The sequence below is a fragment of the Mucilaginibacter sp. genome (assembly GCF_965225845.1).
Lineage (GTDB): Bacteria > Bacteroidota > Bacteroidia > Sphingobacteriales > Sphingobacteriaceae > Mucilaginibacter.
This window is the reverse complement of record NZ_CBDDBL010000002.1, coordinates 706,251-731,607: the sequence shown is the minus strand read 5'-3', so window position 1 is coordinate 731,607 and position 25,357 is coordinate 706,251. Positions and strand designations below refer to the sequence as shown.

The 25,357-nt window shown below is 40.7% G+C and carries 28 protein-coding genes; 11 read left to right on the top strand and 17 right to left on the bottom strand.

Translation table 11 applies throughout. The annotated features are described in order from the left end of the window. The first annotated feature begins 165 nt into the window (after positions 1-165). From ACYZ0U_RS07190 to bcp, 4 genes are all read left to right on the top strand, one after another. Positions 166-669 carry a T9SS type A sorting domain-containing protein gene (locus ACYZ0U_RS07190; RefSeq protein WP_461451316.1) on the top strand — a complete coding sequence of 168 codons (504 nt, stop codon included), beginning with the start codon at positions 166-168 and terminating at the stop codon, positions 667-669. A gap of 95 nt (positions 670-764) precedes the next feature. Next, positions 765-1,376: a fumarylacetoacetate hydrolase family protein gene (locus tag ACYZ0U_RS07185; RefSeq protein ID WP_461451314.1), complete on the top strand. Its 612-nt coding sequence runs from the start codon at positions 765-767 to the stop codon at positions 1,374-1,376. Between the two features lie 2 nt (positions 1,377-1,378). Next, complete coding sequence (locus ACYZ0U_RS07180; RefSeq protein ID WP_461451312.1) at positions 1,379-3,103, top strand: M23 family metallopeptidase; 1,725 nt, start codon at positions 1,379-1,381, stop codon at positions 3,101-3,103. Positions 3,104-3,109: 6 nt separating this feature from the next. Continuing rightward, complete coding sequence (bcp, locus tag ACYZ0U_RS07175) at positions 3,110-3,574, top strand: thioredoxin-dependent thiol peroxidase (protein WP_461451310.1); 465 nt, start codon at positions 3,110-3,112, stop codon at positions 3,572-3,574. A gap of 155 nt (positions 3,575-3,729) precedes the next feature. On the opposite strand, the gene ACYZ0U_RS07170 is transcribed toward bcp, so the two are convergent. After that, positions 3,730-4,170 (bottom strand): hypothetical protein, encoded by a 441-nt coding sequence (locus ACYZ0U_RS07170; RefSeq protein WP_461451308.1) that lies wholly within the window; start codon positions 4,168-4,170, stop codon positions 3,730-3,732. A gap of 135 nt (positions 4,171-4,305) precedes the next feature. Here ACYZ0U_RS07170 and ACYZ0U_RS07165 point away from each other — a divergent pair, with 135 nt between their 5' ends. The 4 genes from ACYZ0U_RS07165 (at position 4,306) to ACYZ0U_RS07150 (ending at position 7,651) form a co-directional block, all read left to right on the top strand. After that, positions 4,306-4,863: an RNA polymerase sigma factor gene (locus ACYZ0U_RS07165; RefSeq protein ID WP_461451306.1), complete on the top strand. Its 558-nt coding sequence runs from the start codon at positions 4,306-4,308 to the stop codon at positions 4,861-4,863. Between the two features lie 49 nt (positions 4,864-4,912). Beyond that, on the top strand, positions 4,913-5,902 hold the full coding sequence (locus ACYZ0U_RS07160; RefSeq protein WP_461451304.1) for a hypothetical protein: 990 nt from the start codon (positions 4,913-4,915) through the stop codon (positions 5,900-5,902). Continuing rightward, positions 5,903-6,397: a hypothetical protein gene (locus tag ACYZ0U_RS07155; RefSeq protein ID WP_461451302.1), complete on the top strand. Its 495-nt coding sequence runs from the start codon at positions 5,903-5,905 to the stop codon at positions 6,395-6,397. Between the two features lie 66 nt (positions 6,398-6,463). Further along, positions 6,464-7,651 (top strand): aspartate aminotransferase family protein, encoded by a 1,188-nt coding sequence (locus tag ACYZ0U_RS07150; protein ID WP_461451300.1) that lies wholly within the window; start codon positions 6,464-6,466, stop codon positions 7,649-7,651. Here the strand turns inward: ACYZ0U_RS07150 and mtgA are convergent. From mtgA to ACYZ0U_RS07105, 9 genes are all read right to left on the bottom strand, one after another. Next, positions 7,648-8,328 (bottom strand): monofunctional biosynthetic peptidoglycan transglycosylase, encoded by a 681-nt coding sequence (gene mtgA, locus ACYZ0U_RS07145; protein ID WP_461451298.1) that lies wholly within the window; start codon positions 8,326-8,328, stop codon positions 7,648-7,650. The genes ACYZ0U_RS07150 and mtgA overlap by 4 nt on opposite strands. 52 nt (positions 8,329-8,380) lie before the next feature. Further along, the gene (locus ACYZ0U_RS07140; RefSeq protein ID WP_461451296.1) at positions 8,381-8,989 is read right to left on the bottom strand and encodes a YdeI/OmpD-associated family protein; all 609 of its coding nucleotides are present in this window, start codon (positions 8,987-8,989) and stop codon (positions 8,381-8,383) included. A gap of 54 nt (positions 8,990-9,043) precedes the next feature. After that, a complete protein-coding gene (locus tag ACYZ0U_RS07135; protein WP_461451294.1) occupies positions 9,044-9,331 on the bottom strand; it encodes a YciI family protein in 288 nt (95 codons plus the stop codon). Positions 9,332-9,357: 26 nt separating this feature from the next. Further along, positions 9,358-10,167 (bottom strand): energy transducer TonB, encoded by an 810-nt coding sequence (locus ACYZ0U_RS07130; protein ID WP_461451292.1) that lies wholly within the window; start codon positions 10,165-10,167, stop codon positions 9,358-9,360. A gap of 72 nt (positions 10,168-10,239) precedes the next feature. Then, positions 10,240-10,638, bottom strand: coding sequence for an ExbD/TolR family protein (locus ACYZ0U_RS07125; RefSeq protein ID WP_461451290.1), 399 nt, complete (start codon positions 10,636-10,638; stop codon positions 10,240-10,242). Further along, a complete protein-coding gene (locus ACYZ0U_RS07120; protein ID WP_461451288.1) occupies positions 10,635-11,348 on the bottom strand; it encodes a MotA/TolQ/ExbB proton channel family protein in 714 nt (237 codons plus the stop codon). Before ACYZ0U_RS07120 ends, ACYZ0U_RS07125 begins: the two co-directional genes overlap by 4 nt. Next, positions 11,345-12,553: an HU domain-containing protein gene (locus ACYZ0U_RS07115; protein ID WP_461451286.1), complete on the bottom strand. Its 1,209-nt coding sequence runs from the start codon at positions 12,551-12,553 to the stop codon at positions 11,345-11,347. Before ACYZ0U_RS07115 ends, ACYZ0U_RS07120 begins: the two co-directional genes overlap by 4 nt. Before the next feature lie 38 nt (positions 12,554-12,591). Continuing rightward, complete coding sequence (locus ACYZ0U_RS07110; protein ID WP_461451284.1) at positions 12,592-14,436, bottom strand: hypothetical protein; 1,845 nt, start codon at positions 14,434-14,436, stop codon at positions 12,592-12,594. A gap of 28 nt (positions 14,437-14,464) precedes the next feature. Beyond that, entirely contained in the window at positions 14,465-17,581 is a 3,117-nt protein-coding gene (locus tag ACYZ0U_RS07105) for a tetratricopeptide repeat protein (RefSeq protein WP_461451282.1), read from the bottom strand. A gap of 70 nt (positions 17,582-17,651) precedes the next feature. On the opposite strand from ACYZ0U_RS07105, the gene ACYZ0U_RS07100 reads away from it, so the two are divergent. Continuing rightward, positions 17,652-17,816, top strand: coding sequence for a hypothetical protein (locus tag ACYZ0U_RS07100; protein WP_461451281.1), 165 nt, complete (start codon positions 17,652-17,654; stop codon positions 17,814-17,816). Positions 17,817-17,832: 16 nt separating this feature from the next. On the opposite strand, the gene ACYZ0U_RS07095 is transcribed toward ACYZ0U_RS07100, so the two are convergent. From ACYZ0U_RS07095 to ACYZ0U_RS07080, 4 genes are all read right to left on the bottom strand, one after another. Continuing rightward, positions 17,833-18,195: a response regulator gene (locus ACYZ0U_RS07095; RefSeq protein WP_461451279.1), complete on the bottom strand. Its 363-nt coding sequence runs from the start codon at positions 18,193-18,195 to the stop codon at positions 17,833-17,835. Positions 18,196-18,708: 513 nt separating this feature from the next. Further along, the gene (locus ACYZ0U_RS07090; RefSeq protein WP_461451277.1) at positions 18,709-19,083 is read right to left on the bottom strand and encodes a response regulator; all 375 of its coding nucleotides are present in this window, start codon (positions 19,081-19,083) and stop codon (positions 18,709-18,711) included. 193 nt (positions 19,084-19,276) lie between these two features. Further along, positions 19,277-20,476 carry a hypothetical protein gene (locus tag ACYZ0U_RS07085; RefSeq protein ID WP_461451275.1) on the bottom strand — a complete coding sequence of 400 codons (1,200 nt, stop codon included), beginning with the start codon at positions 20,474-20,476 and terminating at the stop codon, positions 19,277-19,279. Positions 20,477-20,616: 140 nt separating this feature from the next. Continuing rightward, the gene (locus ACYZ0U_RS07080; RefSeq protein ID WP_461451273.1) at positions 20,617-21,933 is read right to left on the bottom strand and encodes a gluconate:H+ symporter; all 1,317 of its coding nucleotides are present in this window, start codon (positions 21,931-21,933) and stop codon (positions 20,617-20,619) included. Between the two features lie 113 nt (positions 21,934-22,046). Here ACYZ0U_RS07080 and ACYZ0U_RS07075 point away from each other — a divergent pair, with 113 nt between their 5' ends. Continuing rightward, entirely contained in the window at positions 22,047-22,565 is a 519-nt protein-coding gene (locus ACYZ0U_RS07075) for a VOC family protein (protein WP_461451271.1), read from the top strand. Between the two features lie 107 nt (positions 22,566-22,672). After that, positions 22,673-23,914: a multidrug effflux MFS transporter gene (locus ACYZ0U_RS07070; RefSeq protein ID WP_461451269.1), complete on the top strand. Its 1,242-nt coding sequence runs from the start codon at positions 22,673-22,675 to the stop codon at positions 23,912-23,914. Here the strand turns inward: ACYZ0U_RS07070 and ACYZ0U_RS07065 are convergent. From ACYZ0U_RS07065 to ACYZ0U_RS07055, 3 genes are read right to left on the bottom strand one after another with little or no spacing between them, the layout of a single operon-like run. Continuing rightward, entirely contained in the window at positions 23,911-24,549 is a 639-nt protein-coding gene (locus tag ACYZ0U_RS07065) for a DUF4738 domain-containing protein (RefSeq protein WP_461451267.1), read from the bottom strand. The genes ACYZ0U_RS07070 and ACYZ0U_RS07065 overlap by 4 nt on opposite strands. Positions 24,550-24,593: 44 nt before the next feature. Continuing rightward, positions 24,594-24,986 (bottom strand): hypothetical protein, encoded by a 393-nt coding sequence (locus tag ACYZ0U_RS07060; protein ID WP_461451265.1) that lies wholly within the window; start codon positions 24,984-24,986, stop codon positions 24,594-24,596. A 38-nt stretch (positions 24,987-25,024) separates the two neighbouring features. Continuing rightward, entirely contained in the window at positions 25,025-25,180 is a 156-nt protein-coding gene (locus ACYZ0U_RS07055) for a hypothetical protein (protein WP_461451263.1), read from the bottom strand. Positions 25,181-25,357 lie beyond the last annotated feature (177 nt).

Sequence of the window (25,357 nt, the reverse complement as noted above, 5' to 3'; positions counted from 1 at the left end):
AAATAAATATTTTTTCGGTTAACACCCTTTTTGTTTTCCGTTACGTATACGATGTAACATTTACAAAACACATGTGTGTTAAAAATTGTTAAAAAGAATGTTTTGCGCAATTGTTTATAACAATGATGAGCGCAATATTTATACTTTTGTACAGGATTAATAAGGATGAGGCTAATTTATACTAAAGGCTTTTCATGGAAGATATGCATCGCGATTGCGGTGTTCATGAATTTTGCTTTTGCTTATGCTCATCCGCTTATTAAGGATACCATTTACCTGCACAGTAAAAAAACAAAAGCCAGGCAATCATATCTTAAAAATGGCCTGCCGTTCTCGTTGCCGCCAGTTAAGCCAGGCGTTACTTCATATGTTAAATTTACAGTAAACCATACGCCCGATGATAAGCTGTTAAGCGATGTTGACGTTTATCCAAACCCTGCAACCGACCAGATCAATTTAAAATATAACTTATCGCGTAACTCCAACGTGAGCATAAAAATAATGGACGTACTGGGTAATGATATTGCCACCATTTTTCAGCAACGTGTTGATCTTGGTGAGCAAAAATTTACTTATATGGTAAGCAGTAACAAACTTTCCCGCGGATTTTATTTCATTAGGATAGTTGCCGGAACAGAATCTGTTATTAAAAGAATCAGCATCTATTAATTTTTGATTCTGTATTTTCGATTTCGAATTCAAATTATCAGGAAAATCCTTTAATCCCTTCAATCAAGGTTCATACATTTTCTTAATTTAGCATTATGAAAATCATCGCCATTGGCCGCAACTACGCGGAGCATGCTAAAGAGCTGAATAACCCACTGCCTACCGTTCCTGTAATATTTATGAAGCCGGATACCGCGCTTTTAAAAGACAACAAACCCTTTTACCATCCTGAATTTTCGCAGGATGTACACCACGAGATAGAGCTGGTGCTGAAAGTTTGTAAAGAAGGCAAACACATCAGTGAGAAATTTGCAGGTAATTATTTTGACGAGATCGGTATCGGCATTGACTTTACCGCCCGCGACATCCAGAATAAGCATAAAGAAAAAGGCCTGCCATGGGAACTGGCTAAATCATTTGACGGCTCTGCGCCTATCAGCAATTTTATACCGAAAGCTGATTTTGAAGACCTGTACAATATTGATTTCAAGTTAGATATTAACGGCGAAACCCGCCAGGTTGGTAATACCAAGGACCTGATCTTCTCGTTTGAGAAAGTGATCGCATTTATATCGCAATACATCACTCTAAAAAAAGGCGACCTGATCTACACAGGCACACCCGAAGGTGTAAGCAGGGTAAACGTTGGCGACCACCTGGAAGGATATTTAAGAGGCAACAAATTACTTGACTTTTATGTTAAGTAAGAATGATCTATAAGTTTCTTACTTCTGCCCTGTTATTTTTAAGTTTAGGTTCATTAGTTTTTGCCCAGGATGTGGTGCAAACGCGCCAGTACCCAAAAGACTATTTTCGCTACCCGCTTGACCTGCCCCCAAGCACAGCCGGTTCATTCGGCGAACTGAGGCCAAACCATTTTCATGCCGGGCTCGATTTCAGGACCAACCAGCGCGACGGCTACCCGGTGCATGCCGCTGCCGATGGTTTTGTATCCCGTTTAAAGGTTCAGTTTGGTGGTTTTGGCAACGCGGTTTACATTACCCACCCTAATGGGTTTACTACAGTTTACGGCCACCTGGAAAGCTTTAGCCCCGAGCTGGCTAAACTGGTGCATGATTACCAGGTACAGCAAAAAACAGATATGGTTGATTTTAACTTGTTGCCGATGCAGGTGCCGGTTACCAAAGGACAAGTTATTGCCTTGTCGGGCCATACCGGCGCGGTTGCGGGGCCACATGTACATTTTGAAATTCGCGATACCGAAACCGAACAAACTATCAACCCGCAGCTTTTTGGCTTAACAGTAACCGATCATATCCCCCCGGTGTTAGGCACGGCTTGCATATACCGTTTTAACGACGGGCCGTTTAGCGAGCGTACACAACGCCAGTTTTTGGGCGTGGTGGGTTCGGCCGGGCATTACCGTTTAGTAAATCCTTCGGTTATTGACGTAAGCGGTAATGTGGGCTTTGGTATTACGGCAGATGATATGAATAATACTTCGGGCAGCCATAACGGCGTGTATTCTATTCAGGTAAAAGTTGATGGCAAAACCGTGTTTACTTTTGCCGCGGAGCGTTTCGCATTTGACCAGACACATGCTATTAATGCTTTTATTGACTACCCTGAGTTTTTAAACGCGCATCGCTTCATACAAAAATGCTTTATCCTGCCGGGGAGTAAGATCACGCTTTACCCGCAATCTATCAACCGTGGAGTGGTTACTTTTAGTGATGATTCATTGCATGATGTACAATATGTGGTAAAGGATATCGCAGGAAATACCTCAACCCTTAATCTAAAATTAAGATCGCACAGCAAAACCATCCACACGGTTGAGCTATTCAAAATGCCGGGCACTTATTTCCCTTATGATAAAGACAACCAGTTTAGCAACGACAAGGTTAAGGTGAGCATAGCCGCAGGCAATTTATATGACAGTATGAACTTTACTTTTGCTGACCAGCCTAAAAAGCCCGGAGCATATTCGGATACTTACCAGTTAGGCGACCGCTATGACCCAGTAAACGACACCTACGACCTTTGGATAAAACCTGATACTACGACGCCCGGATGGCGTGCCGATAAAGCCGTTATTGTAAACGCGGATGGCGAATGTATTGTAGGCGACTACGACAATGGGTTTGTAAAAGCCAAGGCAAAAGGTTTCGGTAGTTATTATATAAGGCTGGATACCGAAGCGCCACGAATAATACCGGTAAACATTAGCAATGGTGCGAATATGGCTGTTAAAAAGGCTATTGAGTTGCGAATAAGCGATAACCTGTCGGGCATAAAAAGTTATATGGGTTATGTTGACGGACAATGGGTTTTGATGAAGTGGGATTTTAAAACGAGGGTGCTTAGTTATACCTTTGATGATGATACCCCGCACGGTAAGCACTCTTTTAAACTGGATGTTACCGACCAGAAAGATAATATAGCTACATTTAAAGCAGATTTTTATAAATAATTAACCATGGCAACAACACTTAAAGCAGGCGATAAAGCCCCGGATTTTACTTCGAAAGATCAGAATGGCGAAGAAGTTTCATTGGCAAACTTTAAAGGCAAAACGGTGATATTATATTTCTACCCGAAAGATGACACCCCGGGCTGCACTGCCGAGGCTTGTGATTTCAGGGATAATTATCAGTCGTTGATTGGTAAAGGTTATGAGGTGGTGGGTGTGAGTACAGATGATTCCAAATCGCATAAAAAGTTCGAAACCAAATACAGCCTGCCCTTCCCGCTTATTGCCGATGAGGATAAAAGCATTAACGAAGCCTACGGCGTTTGGGCGGAGAAGAATATGTACGGCAAAAAGTATATGGGTACCGCGCGCACTACCTTTATAATTGATGCCGATGGGATCATAAAGCAGGTGATTGAGAAGGTGGATACGAAGAACGCTTCTCAGCAAGTGCTGGATTTGATTGGGTAGGTTTTCTTTTTTTGAACACTGGTAGAAGTTAGCAAAGTTTAACTTCGACATTTTATGTTTAGCTTTTAGTTAATTCGATAGTCTTGCAAGCAGGGTGCTTGCTATATTGTTGGTTCAAGTTATGTTTCGTTAAACTTGAACCAACAGGGTAAACCTTAATGTATTACATAAGGTTTATCTACTGGCAAGTAATCTAAGTAAACTATACCTATTAACTTCACAGCCTCTAAATGAACTTTAAAGGTATTTTTTTTATCTGCCCAAACATCGGTTGAAAATGTTTCCCCACTCCTTTTTATATAGATATCATTGAAATTATTTCTTAATGAATCGATAAGAGATAACTTCATCGATTCAATGATTTCTACACAAATCTTATTTTCGTTATAGCCAAAGCAAATTTGTTCATTATTATTTGATGCATAACAATCAGAAAATAGCAATCCATACAAGACGTTTATTTTATTTCTTAGAATCGGAACTCCAAGACTTTTAAAATAGGCATTTATTTCATCTTTCGATTTCCCCAAAAAGACTCCTTGTGCTCGAGAGCAAAATGGAAGTAATAAAAAAAACACCAGTGTTATTCTTTTCATCTTTTAGATTTAAAATCTAAGTTAAGGTATCTCCACCAAATAAATTTGCACATCATAAGTAATAATAATTACTTTCGTAAGGTGTGGCTTCAAACAAAAGAGGCGTGATACTTATTTAATACATAAAAATATTATATGTCGGTACCTATTGTTGATGATGCAGAGATTTTAAGCAAATTCCAGGATGAAAAAACCAGGAACGAAGCTTTTAACCTGCTGCTGAAAAAATACCAGCAAAAAATTTACTGGCATATACGCCGCATGGTGATAGACCATGATGATGCCGATGACATTGCGCAGGATGTATTTGTTAAGGTTTGGAAAAACCTGCCCGGCTTTCGCGCCGACGCGCAATTGTACACCTGGATGTACCGAATTGCTACCAATGAGTGCATCACTTTTCTGAACAAGAAAAAAGCTAAAAATAATGTTTCGCTGGATGATGTGGATTCTACTCTGGGTGATACGTTGGCGGCATCGAGCTATTTTGATGGTGATAAGGCGCAGCGCAAATTACAGGAAGCTATACTTACGCTACCCGATAAACAACGACTGGTATTTAATATGAAGTACTACGAGGACATGAAATACGAAGAAATATCCGATGTGGTGGGTACAAGTGTTGGGGCATTAAAGGCGTCTTTTCACCTCGCTGTAAAGAAAATTGAGGCCTATTTATTATCAAAAGATTAATTTAAAATAAGATTAAACCATTTCACCTAATTTTCATCAAACAACCGATATGAAAAGCGAAAGTGGAAATAGAGAATGGCTGGATGAATTCATGTCACTTAAACAGGTGAACCCCTTAAACCCGTTTACTGTGCCACCAGGCTATTTTGATGAATCGGCAAAGCAGGTCATCTCGGCAATTAAGCTGGATGAGCTAAAAACCGGTGAGGGGTTCGTCGTGCCCGAAAATTACTTTAACGAGTTAAGCAATAATATACAAAGCCGCATTAATTTAGAAGAACTAAAAACCGGGAATGGCTTTGCTGTGCCCCAGGATTATTTTGATGAATTAAGCAGCAATATACAAAGCCGTATTAACCTGGATGAGCTTAAATCGGAGCATAATTTTAGTGTACCTCAAAATTACTTCGACGAATTAAGCAGCAATATTCAGAGCCGCATAAATTTGGAGGAGTTGAAATCTGAAAACGAATTCAGTGTACCTCAAAATTATTTCGATGAGTTAAGCAGCAATATACAGAGCCGTATTAATATTGAATCTTATGTGAATAACAAAGCCGATGGCCATGCTATTCCGCAGGATTATTTTGCAAATTTTGAGCAACAGATTAATGCCCGTATTTTAGTTGAAGAAGCGATCAGTGATAATGAAAGCTTTGCTGTACCTGAAGGTTACTTTGATAAGCTAAACAAAGCCGTATTAAACAAAACTGTTAACCAGGATATGGTTAAGCGTAAAAGCAAGGGTATTGTTAGGCGTATGTACGAAACTAATACCTTTAAATATGCGGCGGCGGCTTGTTTTATGGTAATGGTAGGTACAGGTTTATTGATAACTAATTCAACTACACCAACCGAGCATGCCAACACATTTTTACATAAGCAACTGTCTACCGTTCCAACAAGCGATATACAAAGCTATTTGCAAGAGGATGTTGATGCCAGCGATGTGCAACATACCGTAATTGATGAGAATGCACCTGTAAACACCAACAATTTAATAGATGCTTTACAGGATAATGATGATACTAATAATTAAATGAACAAGTTAACCAGGCATATATTTCTTCTGCTGCTCGTATTATGCGTTGGTAAATCATTCGGGCAGGTACGGGTATTTCGTGTTGCACCGCGTGAGCGTTATTTCGACAGACCCCGTCAAAACCCTGAGCGTAAAATTGAAAATGTTAAAATAAATTATATCCGCACCCGGTTAAATCTACCTCCGGAACAAGCTGAGAAATTTTTTCCTTTATACCAGGAATACCAGCAGGAGCTGTTTAATGTTAGAAAATTAAAGCGCCAAAATAACTCTTACGCAGCCGACGGGCAAGAGCAGGTTAACAGGGAATTGATGTACGAGAACGAGATTGTACAGATAAAAATCAAATTCAATAATGCTTTTCTTAAAGTGCTTCCACCCGGCAAGGTAAGTGAACTTTATAAAAGTGAAAAAGAATTTAACGATGAATTGGTAAGGCAATTATCAGAGCGTAATAATCAGCAAGGCGTTCCGCTCGCACCGGGATATTAATTATAATTTATCCTGTTATTACAATAAAATCACCTAACACTTACGGCTAATGCTTACTTTTGCAACATGCCAACGTTACGCCAGCTTTTTTTAGCTAACAATGCCCAAACAACTGATTTCCCGCTCCTGCTTGAATTTGAATGGGCCCAAGGAGTATTTATGTATGATGAGGATGGAAAGCCATATACCGACCTTATTTCGGGCATTGGCGTAAGCAACCTGGGCCATAGCAACCCTAAAGTTATAGCCGCCATAAAAGAGCAGGTTGATAAATACATGCACCTGATGGTTTACGGCGAGTACGTGCAAACCCCGCAGGTTAAATTCGCAGAGAAATTGATCTCTATATTTCCTGAAAATCTCCAATCGGTATATTTCACAAATTCGGGTACTGAAGCTGCAGAGGGCGCATTAAAATTAGCAAAACGATATACAGGCCGAAGTCAGATCATCGCCTCCCAAAACTCCTATCACGGCAGCACACATGGCGCTTTAAGCGTTATGGGTAACGAGGAATATAAGCAAGCTTATCGCCCATTATTACCAGGCGTTAATTTCACCCGTTTTAACAACATAGATGATCTTAGCCTGATTACCGGGGAAACTGCCTGTGTCATCATAGAAACCGTACAGGGAGAAGCAGGCATCCGTGTGCCTGATATAGCATATATGCAGGCCTTACGCGCAAAATGCACAGAAACCGAAACCTTATTAATATTGGATGAGATCCAGGCCGCGTTTGGCCGCACCGGCAAATTATTCGGCTTTGAGCATTTTGATATTGTACCTGATATTTTACTATTAGCCAAAGCATTAGGCGGCGGCATGCCGGTTGGTGCGTTCGCAGCATCGCACCAGGTAATGTCGGCCTTAAAGGAAAATCCTATTTTGGGTCATATCACCACCTTTGGCGGGCACCCGGTTTGCTGCGCGGCTGGTTTAGCTGCGCTGGAGGTTCTGCTGGATGAAAAACTTTATGACCAGGTAGCGGAAAAAGAAGCGCTGATCCGGTCGTTATTGGTCCACCCGGCTATTAAAGAAATTCGTGGCAAGGGTTTGATGCTGGCTGTAGAACTGGATAGCTTTGACCTCAACAAGAAAATAATAGACCGCTGTATTGAGAATGGCGTCATCGTTGATTGGTTTTTGCATTGCAGCAATGCCATGAGGATTGCCCCGCCATTGATTATTACGCCTGATGAGATCAGGAACGCTTGTGAAGTAATACTGGAAGCGATTAACTTTTACGCTTAAAAATCCAGCGGACCAAGCCTGCGCATGTTCTTCAGGATCAGGTATTGCCTGTGATGCACATAACTACTCGGGTTAGTCGGCGACCATTTCAGCGGGTCGGGAAAAATTGACGCGATGGCAGCGGCTTCATGCTTATCCAAATCCTTGGCATCCTTATGATAATAAGTTTGAGCGGCAGCTTCAACACCATAAACGCCATCCCCCATTTCAATCTCGTTCAAATAAACTTCCATGATGCGCTTTTTGCTCCAGAAAAGTTCTTCGAGCACCGTAAAGTAAGCTTCAAATGCCTTACGTACATATGACCGGCCCGGCCAAAGGAAAACGTTTTTTGCTGTTTGCTGCGATATAGTACTGCCGCCAATTAGTTTATGGCTATGGCTGTTTTTATCGATAGCCTTTTCCATCGCCTTAAAATCAAATCCAAAATGATCCAAAAAACGCTGGTCTTCCGCGGCTACTGCAGCACGTTTCATGGGGTCGGATATTTCATCAAAATTCACCCATTGTTTGTCTATCTTCCAGTCCTTGCCATCGGATTTCCGCTCAAATCCACGCTCGATCATCAACAAAGTAACCGGAGGATTGATAAAGCGGTAAAGTAACACCCAAATGATTGTGATGCCGAAGAAAAAGATCACAAAAAGCTTAAGGAACCGGAGGATAAGTTTTAGCATATCGCCTGCAAAAATAATAGTATTTGGTTAGGTGACATATTTGAAATGATATTTATTTATACTTCCAATTGCTCGACTTCCCCTCAATTAGCCACTCTATAGTAGTATCCAAACGCTTTTGACGTGTAGCCTCAGTTTTGGCCTCGATGATCCATTGCAGATATTCCTTCCGGTGAGAAGGACTGAATTTATAAAATGTTTCTTTAGCCTTTGGATGCTCATTCAACAAGGCTTCAAAATAATCCGGCACAGCCAATTCCTTCTTTTCTACAGGCGCTTTTTTAACTACCGGAGTTTTAATACCCGACTCATTCTTCGCCATTGCCTGTAACACAAAATGAATTATGGCTTCATCAGAAGGAAGATCAGCGAGTGAGTTTATTCTACCAAAGCTCCCGGCAGCGGCGTCGCCTATTCTTAGTAAACCTTGCGGGTCATCAAGCTGCGATGCCCTCCAGAAACCAAAAGCTAAATGTTGTTTAAAGGCCGCCATCTGGCATATTGCACCTTTGTACTCAAAAAATGGCATGCCCCATTTAATGGTTTCGGTAATTAATGGTGATGCTGAATGCACCACTTCACGAATATGGTTCAATATCGGCTTAGCAAAAGGCGCGGCATTTTTAATATAGTCGTGTACACGTACGTTATATTGTTCCATGATTAAAGATAATCATTTTTGGAAAAACTGATATAAAATTGTCATGGTTGAGAGTTATTTCAACAACCCTGCTAAATCCGGGTGGTATTGTGAAGTCTGGAAATGCGTAACATCAAATTCCGCCAATTCAAACTTATAAAAAGGATCTTCACTGATGATCTTATCTAACTCTTCCCTTGAATCAGCTAAAGCCAATATAATGCCGCCTGTGCGGGGCACTTTCCTACCTGATGCTATAAAGATGTTTTTCTTGTAGTATTTTTTCAGGTACTTCACATGTTCGGCCATGTGCTGGTCTAATTCTTCAAGCGGGACTATGTAGTTGAGATCAATAATATACATTGCCGTCCTAAGTTCTAAAGATTATATCAATTCACTTTAAATACAAATACCACCCTGCCTTCCTGGGTATCGGGGGCGGTATCGAGCGCATTAATTTTGGAATTTCTAACCGCTTCCTCGCATTTTTGTATCAGGTCATAATCGGTCATGGTTGTGCCTCGGCCTGCCTGAGCATAAATTACGTTACCATTTTTATCAACATGAATGTCGATCACTATTTTACCTGTCCTGCGCTTTTCATCAGTCACCACCGGGCGCGTTACAAAACTACGCTGGATCAGATCTAAGTTGCCGCCATTACCCGATCCTGTACCATTGTAGTTATTGGTCAAAGTACTGCCTGTTGGCTTGCCCTGGTTGCCGGGAGTATTCGTAGTGCCATCGCCGGCGCCCGTGCCATTATTGGTTTTGCCTTTGTATAAAGCATTTTGATTTACCACGGGTTTAGCCACAGCTTTAGTTGCCTGTGTAGCAACGGTAGGACTTGACTTTTTACTGTTAGCAGCCACCGCAGGCGCGTCTTCATTATTTTGGGTGACGATCTTTTTGTCGCTGTTATCAACCTGTGTTTTTTGCTCGGTTGGGGGCGCGGGCGTAACTTTATCAGGTGGGGTATGGTTTGCCTTTTCGGCCACCGATGGTTGCTCAGCGCTCATATAATCATTACCCATGCCCTGGTCGGTTGTACCATAGTTTACCAGGATACCACCGGTACCTTCATCCGGCTTTGGCGGCGTTTGGAATGCAATAAAATAACACATAGCAATCAAAGCAGCCAGTATAATACCGGTTGCCGCGAATGCTTTGGGATAATTATTTTCTTCTTTATATTCCATTTTAGTATCAAGTGAATAATATCAAGTAGCAAGTATTTTTTGTCTTGATACTTGATACTAAATACTATGTACTTACTTCGGTTCCGTTGCCAGTACCAGTTTAATATTCAATTTTTGAGCGGCATCCATTACTACAACAAGGTCCTGTATGGCTACGGTTTTGTCGGCATACAAAACTATGGTTATTTCAGTTGCCAATGATTTGTAGGCAGCTATCGCGTTTTGCAAGTCCTCAACTTTTACTTCCTTTTTATCGACGTAATATTTCAGGTCCTTGGTAACCGAAACATTTACCGTTTTTTTGGTTACCGATAAGCTGGTCGATGATTTTGGCAGCGACAGCTTGATAACGTTAGGATTGGTTATAGTTGATGCGATCAGGAAAAACAACAGCAAAAAGAACATGATATCGTTCATTGCTGAGGTTTGTACTTCGGCAGCTATCCTATTTTTCCGGTTCCTTAAATTCATTTGCTCGGCTCCTCTAACAGGTCAATAAATTCAATGGCGTCAGTTTCCAGTTTCAGGATCACTTTATCAACCATCATATTTAAAATATGGTATAATATGTAAGCAACCATACCCACAAACAAACCGGCAGCGGCTGTTACCATCTTCACATATAAACCGCCTGATATAACACCGATACTCAGGTTTCCCGATTGTGCGATGTCATAAAATATCTTAATTACGCCATATATCGTACCCAGGAAACCAAACATCGGCGCAATACCCGCGATAATTCCCAGGATGCCGATATTTTTTTCCAGCTTAGCTACTTCCAGCTTGCCGATATTTTCAATAGCACCCTCGATATCTTTTATCGGGCGGCCGATCCTTAATAAACCTTTTTGCAGCATACGGCCCAGCGGCGAATTGCTGTTTTTGCAGATAGCGACTGCAGATTCCAAATGACCGGTAAGGATACTTGACCGTACCTGCATCAACAAGTTGGCTTCGCTTTTTGATGCTTTGCGGATGGTGAAATATCTTTCAAAAAAGATAACCAAACCTAAAACGGCAAGGATGCCGATCGGGATCATGATGACACCGCCCTTAACTAATAGATCGCCGAAGCGAAGGGTATCCCCAGCGGCGGCAGTTGTGCCTGTTTGTGAAAGATGATTTGCTGTGTCTGCTAATTTATGCGCGGTATCTGTTATCTGTAGTAATAAACTCATTTTTTATTTGGATTGATTGGTAATGGCCAAATGCCTTTCGGTACTTTTCCAGTTTTCTCTAATTTACTAATAGCCTCCATTGCTTCAGCGTGAGTAGAATATGTACCTAATGACACGAAAAATTTTCTTCCTTTTGTGCCCGCCGCAATGTGTGCATTTATATCAATACTGTTATAATTTTTTACTGCTCTATTTGCTTCCTCTATGTTATTCGCTTTAAGCGCTATAACTTCAAAACGTACTTTTGAACTATCAATTGTAGATGCTGGTGTAATATCAATCGGCGGTGCTACATGAACTGCCGTTGCCGTATCTACTTTAATAGTATTTTTTCCTGAATCCGGACTTTTTAAAGATGGTGCAGTAACTTTTACTGTGTCGTGCCTTAAAGGTGTTTTTAATTCAAGCGGTGCTGGTTTTGTACTGTGCAGATGATCAAAAACACCCGGCTTAAACTCATACAGCGCAAACAGCCCGATTATACCAAGCACTACAACAACAACTATGGTTATCCATATCCAGCTATTATTTCTTTCTGTTTCCTCTTCCTCTGGCTCACCATCATAGCCTCTGCCATGAAAAATAAATTCCTCCTCATCAGCAACGGTTTGTTGTGTGCTATAAGTAGGCTGCGGGATAAATATTTCGGGTTGCTCTTCTGCTTTTGGTTCCGTGGTTGGTTGTGCTTGCCGGGTTGGCATAGGTGCTTGTGCCTGTACAGGCTCCGGTTTTCGTGCCTGCGGAATGTAAGTTGTCCCGTTCTGTTCTTTTTCTAATTGCTCGTAAAAAGATGTGCCGCCTAATTTATTAATGGCGATAGGTTCATAACCATAATATGCCGGATCTACCGGCATAACAGCCGCCTGTTTAAAAGTTAGCTTAGTATCCTCAAAATGCAAAGTGCCCAAATCCGCAAGCTGCACTTCTTTTTGCATAGCTTCCAGCCTTAAATTATCAATGTATTTGGCGGTAAAATACTTTGATGAGGCCAGGGATATTTTCTTTTTATTGGCGATGTATTGCAAAAGTACATCATCATCATGATACTGTGTGTCAAAAGATAACTTTGAGCTTGGCGGATAGAACTTACCTGCAACATTATCATAATAACCATCTACCTTAACCTGCGCAAAATAGCCCAGGCCGGGTACATTTACCTCGCCACGCTGCATCAGCAGTTCGCTTAAATAATAGGCTATATCCATTTGGCTAAAAGTAAGCTTAATTATAAAAATTACAAAGCTTAAAAAGCATATCCAACTCCGCCAAATATATTAAATCCATAATCAGGATAGTATAGCCAGGTTTCATTTGTTCTGTCGAGGATATTGTTGGCTTTTACAAATATGCTGATCTTGTCAGTAGCCTTATAAGTAACGCCACCGCTCAAGTCAAAAAAGGCACTGATTGTAGTTGGCACAACTTTTGAATTTGGGATGAGCGCATCAGCATAAGGCAGATCATAGGCTGTACCACGGAACAACATTGATCCTGTGATATCAACTTTATTGTTAATGTGAATGGTTGTACCGGCGGTTAATTTAAACTTAGGCAGGTTCCATGCCTGGGCTTGTTGTGCCATCTGGTAATCCTTAAATTCAACACGGCCAAATACATCCACATCATCCGATGCCTTGTAATCCAGCTCGCCCGTTAAGCCGTTAATGCGCGAATCACCATTATCATATACCACCGCAAACTTGTTTCCGGTTGGGCCAAAATTACTTACCAGCAATGGCATATATTTAACGCTGTAACGGAATATGAACGCTTTAAAACTTAAACCCGGCGCTAATGTGCCTTTTAAACCGGCGCTCAGGTCCAGTTTATCAACCGAGTTTTTGATAGCGATATTTTGCCCTATAAAAGGGTTAATAGTTGAAAAATCAAGCAAAGTAGATTTATTTACATCGCCCTTGGCTTCCACAAATAAGCGGACATATTTAGGGACCACCGAAAACTCCAGTTTGGCAGCCGGGAAAATGTAAAAACTATTGGAAAAACCAAACTGATCAACAATGTTTATCCCCGCATCGATCTTGTACAAATCACCCTGGAACTTAATGTAAGGGTTGATGCGTAACAAGCTGTTATTGTAATTGTAAAGACTATCTTTTTGTGTGGTCAGATCAAGAGAACCGGCAACACCCGCGTAAAACTGCTGTACGGTTTCATTTAAAAAACCTGATAATACTACGTTGCTTTCCCGAGCATTATAAGCGTCGCTATAAGTATAGCCTTTTAATTTTAATGCATAAGTAAAGTCGTTTGGCACATCGGCAAAGTTTTTAGCCAGGTCACCTTCAGCGCTCAACACGCTGAAATGCTGTTTGCCCGGATCAATCTCGGATGTGGAAGTAAGGGGGTCAAAACCGTAAAAATAGTTACTGTTGTATTTATAATCAATGCGGCCATTTACCGAGTTGGTAGTACCTACGCTTTTACCAAAAATACCAACCTCGTTACTGCTTTCATTTTGCTTGTACAGGCTACCCTGTTCTGCCAAATGCTTTACATAGCCGCCTGCCTGCAGGCCTTCGTCTGGGCCGGTAGCAAAATAGCCTTCGCCATAAGTAGTTTTTAAATTACCCAGGCCAATTTGTACAAAATTATTTTTTGGTATCGAGTCGCGCTGAGGCGGCATTTTCATGGCATCCAGTTGCCTTATATCACTGTTCTGTTCTAACCTTACATCCAAAGGCACATAAGTTAGCGGGGCCTTATACGGGGTAGCATCTTCCAGGTCAGGGTTACGGCGGATCTTTACCGCATCAGCCAGCACCGGCTTGTAATCTGTGGTTACTACAATTTCCTCCGATAGGCTATTTTTATTAGTGGTATCAACAGGCGCGGTATTCTTCGCAGCCGCATCACCTAATGATTTAGCCGCTGATTTTTGCACTACCGCCGTTTTTAGAGTTTTTTTCGCAGGGGCTTTAGCTGAAGGGTTTTTAGTAGCCGACTTTTTAGCAACAACCTTGGCAGCAGGCTTTTTGCCCTTAGCCTTGTGCCTGGTTTGCGCACCCGCCGGGGCAAAACAAAATACTGATATTAAAATAAGCAGCGTATATATATAGCGTAATTTCATTGCTTGTATGTTTGTGGTCTCCATCCTGTTAATTACCATTGCCTGCAGGTTTAGTGGTTGTAGTATCCGGTTTAACATTATGTGTAGTATCAGGAGCAGCAACAGGCGTTTCGTAGGTTTTACCTGTTAACTTCGCCAGTTTTTCTTTAGCTGTCGGCAATATATCATCGTTGCCTTTGTAGTTATCAATTATACTTTGCAAAGTTGCCTTAGCCTGGAAAGCATCCTTTAAACCTATATAATCGTCGGCTAATAAAATATAGGTTTTAGCTATCCAGTAATCATAGTTAGGGTAATCCTTAGCCAGGTCGAAACAGGTTTTTTGCGATGTTTTGTACCGATGTTTCAGATAATCAATATCAGCCAAATTGTATTTCGCTTCAGCCGCTGCCTCGGTTTTGGTATTGGCGATGGTATAGTCAAACTCGTTGATGGCACGGGTAGTATCGCCTTTTATCAGGTAGGCTTTACCGGCATATAAGCCGGTTTTAAATTTATCTTCCTGCGATGATTTATCATTTGCCCTAACTTGTTTTACATAGTTCAGCGCATCATCAGCCATACCCATTTGGGTATAACATAGCAAGAGGTTGTTTATAGCGAAGGTATAATCCTCTTTATATTCTGAGTTGATTTCCAGCTTTTTCAGGAACACCACTGCATCATTATATTTTTGCTGCGCGATGTACAATTTTGCCATGCTGATCAGCGATTTTTCGGTGTAAGCGCTTGTCCAGTCGTTTAATATAACATTGTAGTCGTTAACCGCATCGGCAGGTTTGCCCAAAGCCACCAAAGCTTCAGCACGGATAAACCTTGCCTGTTTATTATAAATAGGTTTTGTCGGGAACTTATCGAAATAAGCATTTACAGCACCAACAGTACCATTCCAATCACCTCGCAAATACAAATTATTGGCCGCGGTAAACATAATACCCTCCTGCTCGGCAGTAGTATAGTTGGCTATCGGTGTTGTAGCGGCGTAAGCGATAAATGTTTGCGCATCACCTTTATCGGTATAGATCTTTTCAATTTCTTTCAGTGATTGCTTGGCTTCTTCGGTTGAAGAATAATCCTGCACTACTTTTTTGAATGACTCTACCGCCAAATCATCGTTGCCTGCATTGTAATCTATTAAACCAATAGTCGCCAGCGCGCGGGGCACATAACTACTATGCGGATATTTCGCGATCATGGCCTCCAGATCTGCCTTGGCAGTCGGACCATCGCCTTTCAGGAAATAAGCATAAGCGATCTCGAAGGATGCATCGTCCGCGTAATCCGAATTCGGGAAACGGTTCAGCACTTCAGTAAGCGTCGCGATCTTGTTATCCTGCGATCCCTGCAAACCTTGTATTATACCACGCTGAAATAAAGCATAGTCCTCGCTTGAGTTATGCTTGGCTATGATCTTATCATAATAAATTAAAGCATCGTTATAGCTTTTTAATACAAAATAGCTATCAGCCAAACGGGTCTCTGCGTCGTTCTTGGTAGCGGTATCTTTTTCTCCACCCGCTAAAAAGCGCTGGAAGTAAGTAACGGCGGTCTTGTATTTCTGGCCATCGAAGGCAGCGTAAGCTAAAGCGTAGTTGGCGTAATTATGCACATCAGTTTCCTTAGCTTCCGGCATATCCAAAAACTGCTGGAAAGTTTCAACCGATTCCTCGTACTTGCGTACCTCATACATGGCCTCTGCCATCCAATAAGTGGTTAAGGCAGTAATCTTGGAATCTTCCGGCTCTTTTAATGAGCGAAGGAAAATACCTATCGCGTTTTCAAAAGCGCGTTCGTTATAAAACTGTAAACCACGATAATAGGTTACTTTTTGGTATGCGATCTTAGCGCTTTCTGATTTATCCTTAATCGGCTCCAAAATATCAACCGCCTCAGCATAATTGTGAGAGTTTAATAGCTCCTCGCCCAATAATATCTTAACTTCTTCGGTACGGGTGGAGCGCGGATAGTTTTTTAAATACTTGCGGGTTGCATTCAGCGCCTCTAAATTAAAATCAAGTTCGTAGGATAGTTTAGCATATTCATACAGTGCATCTTCCTGTAATTTGTAGTCGAAGTTCAATTTTGAAGCCCCTAAGAAAGCATTACGTGCGCTTTGTTTATTACCCATTTTCAGGAACACATCACCCAGGGTATAATCCCCGCTTTGAGCATAGATATCATCATGATCAACCAGCTTTTCCAACTCTACCGCGGCTTTGGCGTTATTGCCAACTTTGTAATAGGTATAACCAATCTGGTAGCTATCCTGTGTGCTTTGCGTTTTACCCTGATCCTCATCCTGAAAACGGCTGTAGTAGTTTACCGCGTCATCATAATCAGCCTTAGCAAAATATGATGCACCTACTATTCGCAACATTTCTGTTTGGTGCTGCTGGTGGGTGGTATTTAAAATGGGTATGGCGTAAGCGATTACATCATCATAGCGTTTATCTAAAAAATAAACCGCGGTAATGTAGTATGGGTAGCTGTTCTCGTATTTTTTCGAGTTTTTCAATCGTTCAAAATTTACCAGCGCTAATTGGTAATCCTTATTTAAATAGGCTATGTACGCAAAATAATAGGTAGCGTCTTCGGTATATTTGGAGTGGCGGTTTTTAACATCGGCAAAAAGCATTTGCGCGTTTTTGTAATCATTGATGGAGAAGTACGAATAGCCCTTCATAAACTTATACTCTGTATTCTCGCTGCCACTTAGCTCGCCGGCTGAAACCTTATCAAACCAAAGTAAAGCCTGGTCGTATTTTTCTTTGTTGAAATAAGATTTACCGATCTGAAAATAAGCAACTTTAGCCAACGGGTTTTCCGGGTGTTCTTTGATGAAACGCAGGAACATACTTTCGGCATCATCATTACCCAGTTGTAAGGCACAATAAGCTTCATAGTATTGCGAATTTTCCTTTAATAGCGATAATTCAGATTCGAACTGTTTTTGGGTATTTGTTTTAACGGTTGCATTTTCAACCTGCCTGAATTGCTCTGCCGCTGAGGCATATTTGCCATTCAACAACAAATCGGTAGCGGTACGGTAGGTTTTGTTTACCCAATAGGCTGGCGACTGCTGGGCGTTTGACGATAAAACAAATAGAACGGGAAATACAAAAGCGAGGTATTTGAGTTTTAACATAGGGCGCGACTTACAAGTTGCTAAAATAGTGATATCGTAAAAATGCAATCCACATTAGTAATTCACAAATGTGGATAAACAACGTTTTAACGAAGCTAAATTACAAGTTGGTATGGATGTGGAGAAAAAAAGTAAAAAAGAAATTTTATTCCGGAATCAAGACGATTCTGCAATGCTAATATACGAAATTTCTGGCAAAAAAAAACAGGTTAAAAATCCTGATTCTTATTCATAATTCTTGAAGCTATTATTTAGGCGGCCAATTGGCGTTCAATAGAACTTAATAAATCATTCATATCGAATGGTTTAGCAATAAAATCATCCGGCGCGCCATTTTGCTTCATACTATCTGCAACATTATGGCTTGCGGATACAAGAATGATTGGAATATTGTGTGTTTCGGCTGTTTCTTTTACATTCTTGCATAAAACACGGCCGTCCATATCGCCAAGCATGATATCTAACAATATTAAATCCGGGTGATGTTTTTTAATCTGTTGAAATAATTGATGTCCATCCGAGAGTGTATCAACCTCGTAACCCGAATCTTCAAGAATGTATCTTAATACATCCAGTATATCCTGGTTGTCATCTACCGCAAGGATCCTCTTCATCTCTATTATATTATCGTCAAAAGTATTTTCAACCGCTTTCATATTATTACTTATGCAATTCCTGTACCACAAATATGTAAGTACCTTATTTTTAATTTTATAATTGATTTTGATAAGCAATAAGCAAATATTACAGTTAAAATAACTATATTAAATATTTAAACGATAATATGTATGAGGGTTATTTAGTGCATTATTATGCGGGATTAGTAATCTGACGGTTTTTTTGTTAAAAATATATGATATGCTTTTTTGCACTTTGCACAAAAAAAACTTCGTACAGGTTTAAATACTGAGAGTATGCGCATAAAAATATTCCGATGTACCTGGTAGTGGAAGGATGAGCCGCATTTAGGGCAGCGGTAGTGTTTTGACGAAGTAACGTACTGCTTCAAGGTTTTAAAAATTAAAACCCGAATTAAATATTTTTATTGTTTAATCGCTAATAATAATCTCCGCTTTGTTTATAAAGCTTAAAATTAAACAAATGAGAAAGTTTTACCGGTGTTATAATTAAGAATTGGCCTGCCTGTCAACAAGGTTATTAACCTTGTCCACTAACTCATTAAGGTCGAATGGTTTATTGATGATCGCATCACAGCCATAAGCTAACAGTTCGCTGTCTTTATTAATATATGCAGAAAAAATAATTACAGGAATGGAATTAAATTGCGGGTGCGCTTTGATCTGGCGGCAGATCTCACCTCCATTAGCCCCGGATACACGGTAATCCAATATAACCAGGTCGGGTTCAAAGTCTTTTATCGTAGGCAAAACTTCAATGCCGCGGGTTATACTTTTAACCTCGAATTGCTCATAAGCCAACGTTTCATGAACAATGTCCAGTATATCCTGATTATCATCCAGCACTAAAATACGTTTCAACATAGATATTTAAATGTGGCGAAATAGCAAGTGAAGTTTCTTATTAATTATGATATTATCTTATAAATAAAGGCATCTGGCTGATACTAATTCCGCTAAACAAATATAGTATTTTAATAACATATTCAAAACACTCATAAATTTGTTACAATAGCTTAATAATCAATATTTTAATATTTTTAGCATTAATTAGTATTTAAAAAGCCTCACCAAGGTTAATAAGCAGCGCCCCATAATTTTTACTAAAGCCATAGTCAAGCGCGATATTGGTATTTGATTTTTTGTTGAACTTGATCCTTAAACCGGCACCGCCGGCAGGATGCCAGTAAATAAACCGGTTGGTGTTTATCTCACTGGTTGAATTAATATTGGTAAACACTACAAATCCAAGCAGGCCATCATCGGTAATATCCCTGCGATATTCTGCTTCAAAATAAAACAGGCGTTGCCCGCGATACCTGCTCTGCTCAATCCCCCTGCCCGACCGCTGATATGGGTCCATTCCGATACTTGGCAAATCCAGGTAAGGCGTTCCGGGTGTAAGTGATGTCCAGTAATAGGTCCAAAAAGCCAGGATATTCTTTGGGCCGCTATAGCTTAGCTGTACGTATTTTCGCATATCCAGGTAAAGCGATTGCCAGTTATTATCACTACCTAAAGGTACCGAGCTGTAGCGATACACTAAGCTGGCATAAAACCCGGGCAGGGGATTAAACATATTATTATCCTTACGGGTATCATACAACAAATTAAGCGTTGGGCCGGATGAAAATGAATTATGATCTGCAAGGGTCCCGTATTTATAGCCTGTGTATTGTTGAAAGGCATTTGGGTTAGTTGGATTTATATCCAGGTCGATATAATAATCAAGGTAATAGCCTATACCTGCATAAAAATCATCGTTTACGCGTTTTAATACACTTTGATAAAAACGGACATATTTATAGTTTAACACAAACCCGTCATTCTCCGGCGTATTACCTGTCAGTCCCCAGGTGGTAACCGGGTAAACTAAAAACCTGGTGTCGCCCTGTATGTTCCAGTCGTCGTTCTTTAGCCATAGGTTTGAATGGATGGGTATGCCGTATCGCCCGGTAAAATTAAAATACGGGGTGAAGGTAATTGTTGAAATACTGGTATTCGATTTCTCGCCCAAATAAAAGGCGCCGGTGGTTGAAGTAATAAGCGCCTTACCCGGCCCTTGCACTACCGAACTTCCTTCGGGTAAGAAAGAAAAATAAAACCGTTTTTTTTCATCTCCTAAGGGAGGACGTGGTTTCTCTTTAAAAACAGAGCGGTAAACATCAATAAGATCCTTTTGCGGAATTGTATCATCTGTAAAACGGGAGGTATCTATACTACGATATATATTTTGTGCAAATACAAGGCGGGGCATTATCAATAAAAGGGATACCAATACCTTTTTTACCATATAGTTTGAACGATGGGGTTACACTCTTTTTTTGTTATTGCTGTAAGATACCAATATGGTGGCAAAAATCACTATTAAAGAAGGAATGGGCAGCATGCTTAACATTATTTAACAAACAGATTGATTATTAAAACACCTGCCAAACCAATAAACGCAACCAATGATTCCATAACCGACCAGGAGCGGAAAGTATCCTTAACTGTCAGGTTAAAATATTCCTTAAACATCCAAAATCCGGAGTCGTTTACGTGCGAAAAAGCTAAACTGCCTGCTCCTATCGACAGCACCATTAATTCCGGATTAACGTGCCCCTGCAATACCAGCGATGATACTATGGCCGCCGCAGTTAAACCCGCAATAGTTGCCGAACCAATACAGACGCGGATGATAGCCGCGATCAGCCAGCCTAAAATCAGTGGAGACAAAGTATAAGTTTGCAGCATAGCCGCGATTTGATTGGTTACCCCGCTATCCGTCAAAACCTGCTTAAATGCACCCGAACCACCGATTATCAATAAAATTAGCGCGATGTCTTTTAGCGCATCGCCATAAACATCGCTTAATTGTTTCATGCTTTTTTTCTGCCTGATGCCTAACGTAAAGGTTGCCACCAAAAGCGAGATGATCATTACAATTGCAGGATCACCTATAAAGGCTATAATTTGTTGAATTGTACCTTTAGTATGAAAAACAAATGGCAATATGGCTGCCAACATCAGCAGTAATACCGGCAATAAGGCCGAAAAGAAACTGGCGAATGTACCGGGAAGCTGATCTGATGGTAATTCATCGGCCACAAAGGTTTGTAAGGGTTGTGACGGGATCTTCTTCAAAGTTTGAGCAAATACCGGGCCTGCCAAAACAATGGCCGGTATAGCTATCATCAACCCATAAATAAGCGTTAGCCCCATATTGGCATGGAACATGACCACCAATGCCGTTGGCGATGGATGCGGAGGCAAAAACCCGTGTGTAACTGATAAGGCTGCCAGCATAGGCAAACCAATATATACCGCAGGCAATTTATATTTGTAAACTACCGAAAATATAAACGGCACCAATAACACAAAACCAATACCGTAAAATAATGGTATCCCCACAATAAAACCGGTTACCACCATAGCCCATTGAATATACTTTACACCTACGGCATTAACCATGGTTTCGGTTATTTTTTGGGCCGCGCCGCTTACTGCTATCAGTTTACCCAACATAGCGCCCAGGCAAATGATGATGGCTAACTGTTTAAGTGTGTCGCCAAGCCCATATTCTACCGATGCCGTTACCTTATTTAACGGTATCCCCAAAAGCAAACCCGCTATAATAGATACGATCAAAAATGCCACAAAAGCGTTAAGCTTGGCCCAGGTAACCAATAGTACCAGTAGTATTAGGCAAATAAGTATGGATAGTAAAGCCATTTGTTTTAAGCGATTTTAGCGATGGATCATCACCCACCTAAAGTAATAACAATTGTTGATTATGAGCTTTTGCCCCTATTATTTTTATTGATACAAATTATTAAATTGCCTGTGTGAAAACTCAATACAACAACTCGCGGCGCAGCTTTATCAGGAAATCAGTTTCAGGGGCAATTGTTTTTGGTGCCGGGTTAAGTGTGTCTAACGTTTTCGCATTCTCTAATAATCTTAAAAAAACAAATATGAGCGATCAACAACAACCAAAAGTTACCGGCATTGGCGGTATCTTCTTTAAAAGTGAGAACCCCAAAGAAATGAGAGAATGGTACGCTAAAAACCTGGGCGTGCCGGCAACCGACTACGGTGCTACATTTGACTGGCTTGAAAAAGACGATCTTAAAAAAGAAGGATCAACCACCTGGAGCCCGTTTAAAGAAGACACTAAATACTTTGAACCCTCAAAAAAAGACTTCATGATCAACTACCGGGTTGAAAATATTGAAGGACTGGTAGATAATTTAAAAAACAGCGGCGTAACTATTGTAGATAAAATTGAAGATTCGCCCTACGGCAAATTTGTACATATCCTTGACCTGGAAGGCAACAAGGTTGAATTATGGGAACCTAAATAGTCATTGATCATTGATTCATTGGTCATTAGTAAATTGGCAATGATTGTTATGATATAGTATTGCACTTTACTAACTTGCGGCGCATCATTCCAAATGACGACTGACTAATGACTAATAACGAAATGACGCGTAAGCGCTATATTTTTCTGATCCTGATATTAGGCCTGCTTACGGCGTTAAGTCCGTTTAGTATTGATATGTATCTGCCGGGTTTCCCGGCCATTGCCAGGGCGCTCAACACCACAACTGCCGAGGTTGCGCGCTCGTTATCCAGCTTTTTCATTGGCCTTGCATTCGGGCAATTATTGTACGGACCATTAATGGACCGTTTTGGGCGCAAGCGGCCGCTGTACTTTGGATTATCATTATATATCCTGGTATCAGTTGGATGTTTTTCGGCAACGTCCATCAATATGCTCATTGCGCTACGTTTTGTACAGGCGATAGGCAGTTGCGCCGCCGGAGTTGCCGCTATGGCAATGGTGCGTGATATCTTCCCTGTGAAGGATAATGCCAAGGTGTTTGCATTACTGGTGTTGGTTTTAGGCGCATCGCCTATGATAGCGCCGACCGTTGGCAGTTACCTTACCGCTGCTTTTGGCTGGCAGGCAGTTTTTATTATGCTGATGAGCATAGCCGCACTGATTCTTATAGCGGTGATATTTTCATTACCCGAAAGCTATAAGCCTGATACCTCCTACTCGCTAAAACCGCTGCCTATCATCAATAGTTTTTTGTCGGTGATTAAGGTCCCGCAGTTTTATACATACGCGATAACTTCATCGCTGGCATTTGCGGGCTTGTTTGCCTATGTGGCGGGTTCGCCGGCTGTGTTTATGGAATACTTTCATGTGAATGGCAAAGTGTATGGCTGGATCTTTGCTTTTCTATCCATAGCCTTTATTGGCTCAAGTCAGCTTAACAATATATTGCTCAAATACTTTCGTAGCGAAAGAATTGTGATCGTTGCGCTATGCGGACAGGTTGCTGTGGCGATTTTCTATTTGATCGAATCCTACTATGGCTGGTTTAGCTTAGGTGGTACACTTGCCATGATATTCTTTATCCTTTGCGGCGTAGGCCTGATCAATCCGAATGCATCGGCGTTATCGCTGGCGCCATTCAGTAAAAACGGTGGAACAGCATCTTCATTGATGGGCGCCATGCAATTAGGAATTGGTGCATTTGCAACCTACTGCGTGAGCTTGTTTCAAACTACCTCGCCGTTCTCCATGGCGGTGATCATTTCGGCATCATCGGGCGTTGCTTTGGTGATTCTTTTCATCGGCAGGCGAAATATTATTGAGGAGATAGAGCCGGATGCGAATGCGATGCCTGTGGGGCACTAATGTTTAATGGCATATTGATCAAGGATTTCATATTTTCCTTTTTTATCAATTGCTAAATATACTGGCACCCCGACGTCAGTTAAAGGAATTGAGATAGAACTCTCGAACAAAAGTTTATTTTTCAACTTCGTATTATAACCTTCAAATTTAAAATCTATAAACGTCGCATATTTTCTTATCGCATCGTAAAGCTCAGGTGTAAAGTCCTTTTTTACAAAGATTTTAGTAAGAACAGTATCCCTATTTGTGATAAGGATAATTTTAACCGCGAAATTATGTGTTATAAAATCCCTCGATTTGTCCCCACCCCACATATAACGTTTAGGAACAATTAAAGAACTATCGTGCAGGCAATAGAATTTACAATGAACCCTCATGCTATCCTTCTCGTCTACTACCAGCGTATCAATATTTTGAATTTTATTGTATGATGTTAATTTTTCAGATAACACTTCTTTAAACGTATTACCCTCCTGTTCACTATCCGGCCTATCTCCCATGGCTATTAACGAATCTGTTTTCCTTTTTTTTATACTGAATTTAGATAGCGTGTCGGTTTTATTTTGAGATGTAGATTTTTTTGTTGTACAGGCAGTCGCAAGTAAAATAAATAATAGGGTTATGAATCTTCTCATTATGAAAATTGAATAATTTTAGGTTATCGAAGACAATGAAAAAATTACTCCTTCACAGCTGTAACCCTTGTACCATGTTCGCCCAAAGTTTCAAAAACTAAATTCTTACCGTCAATCTTCGAGATGTAAAATGGAAACGCCCTTGTGGTATTATCGGGCAGGATCTCGGTATAGTTGATATTATTACCAGTCACGTTAAACTTGCCATGCGATAATACCTTACCGCCCCAGTTAATGATCAAACTATCGCTTTTAGTGAATTTGATAAACGGCGCTTGCGCCACCAGCTCATTATGCCCTACGCTATCAGGCGGGGTTTCGTTAGGGTTTTCAACTTTGAGGTATTTCCACGTGCCGTACAGGTCTGCTGGTTTGATGGCTGGCTTGCAGGATGTTATAAATAGGATCAGCGCTATTACAGGCAAATTAAATTTCATGAGGATGGACTGTTTACACCGCCTAAGTTAAAAATAACCTATGATTTTTTTTGAGTTGCTTTGCGGGTTTCGTCTTCCGCACTTTTTACCTCATCCTTTTCGCTGATGGGCGGCTCGGTTTTAAGCTTGCTGGCATCTTTACCTGCCGGTTGTTTAGCATCGCCCTCTTTTTGTGGTGTTTGTTTGGTTTTCATAGCGTAGAGGTTTTAATAATAACAGGCTATGCTAAAAATGGTTTGTTGATTTACTGTTTCATAAAAAGCAGGTGAAACAATTGGCACATTTGGTACAATTTCTGGTCAAAAATCAACCTAAAAAAGCATCAAAAACATTGCTTTTGGGTGCTAAAAAGGGTTCATTAATGCTAAAAA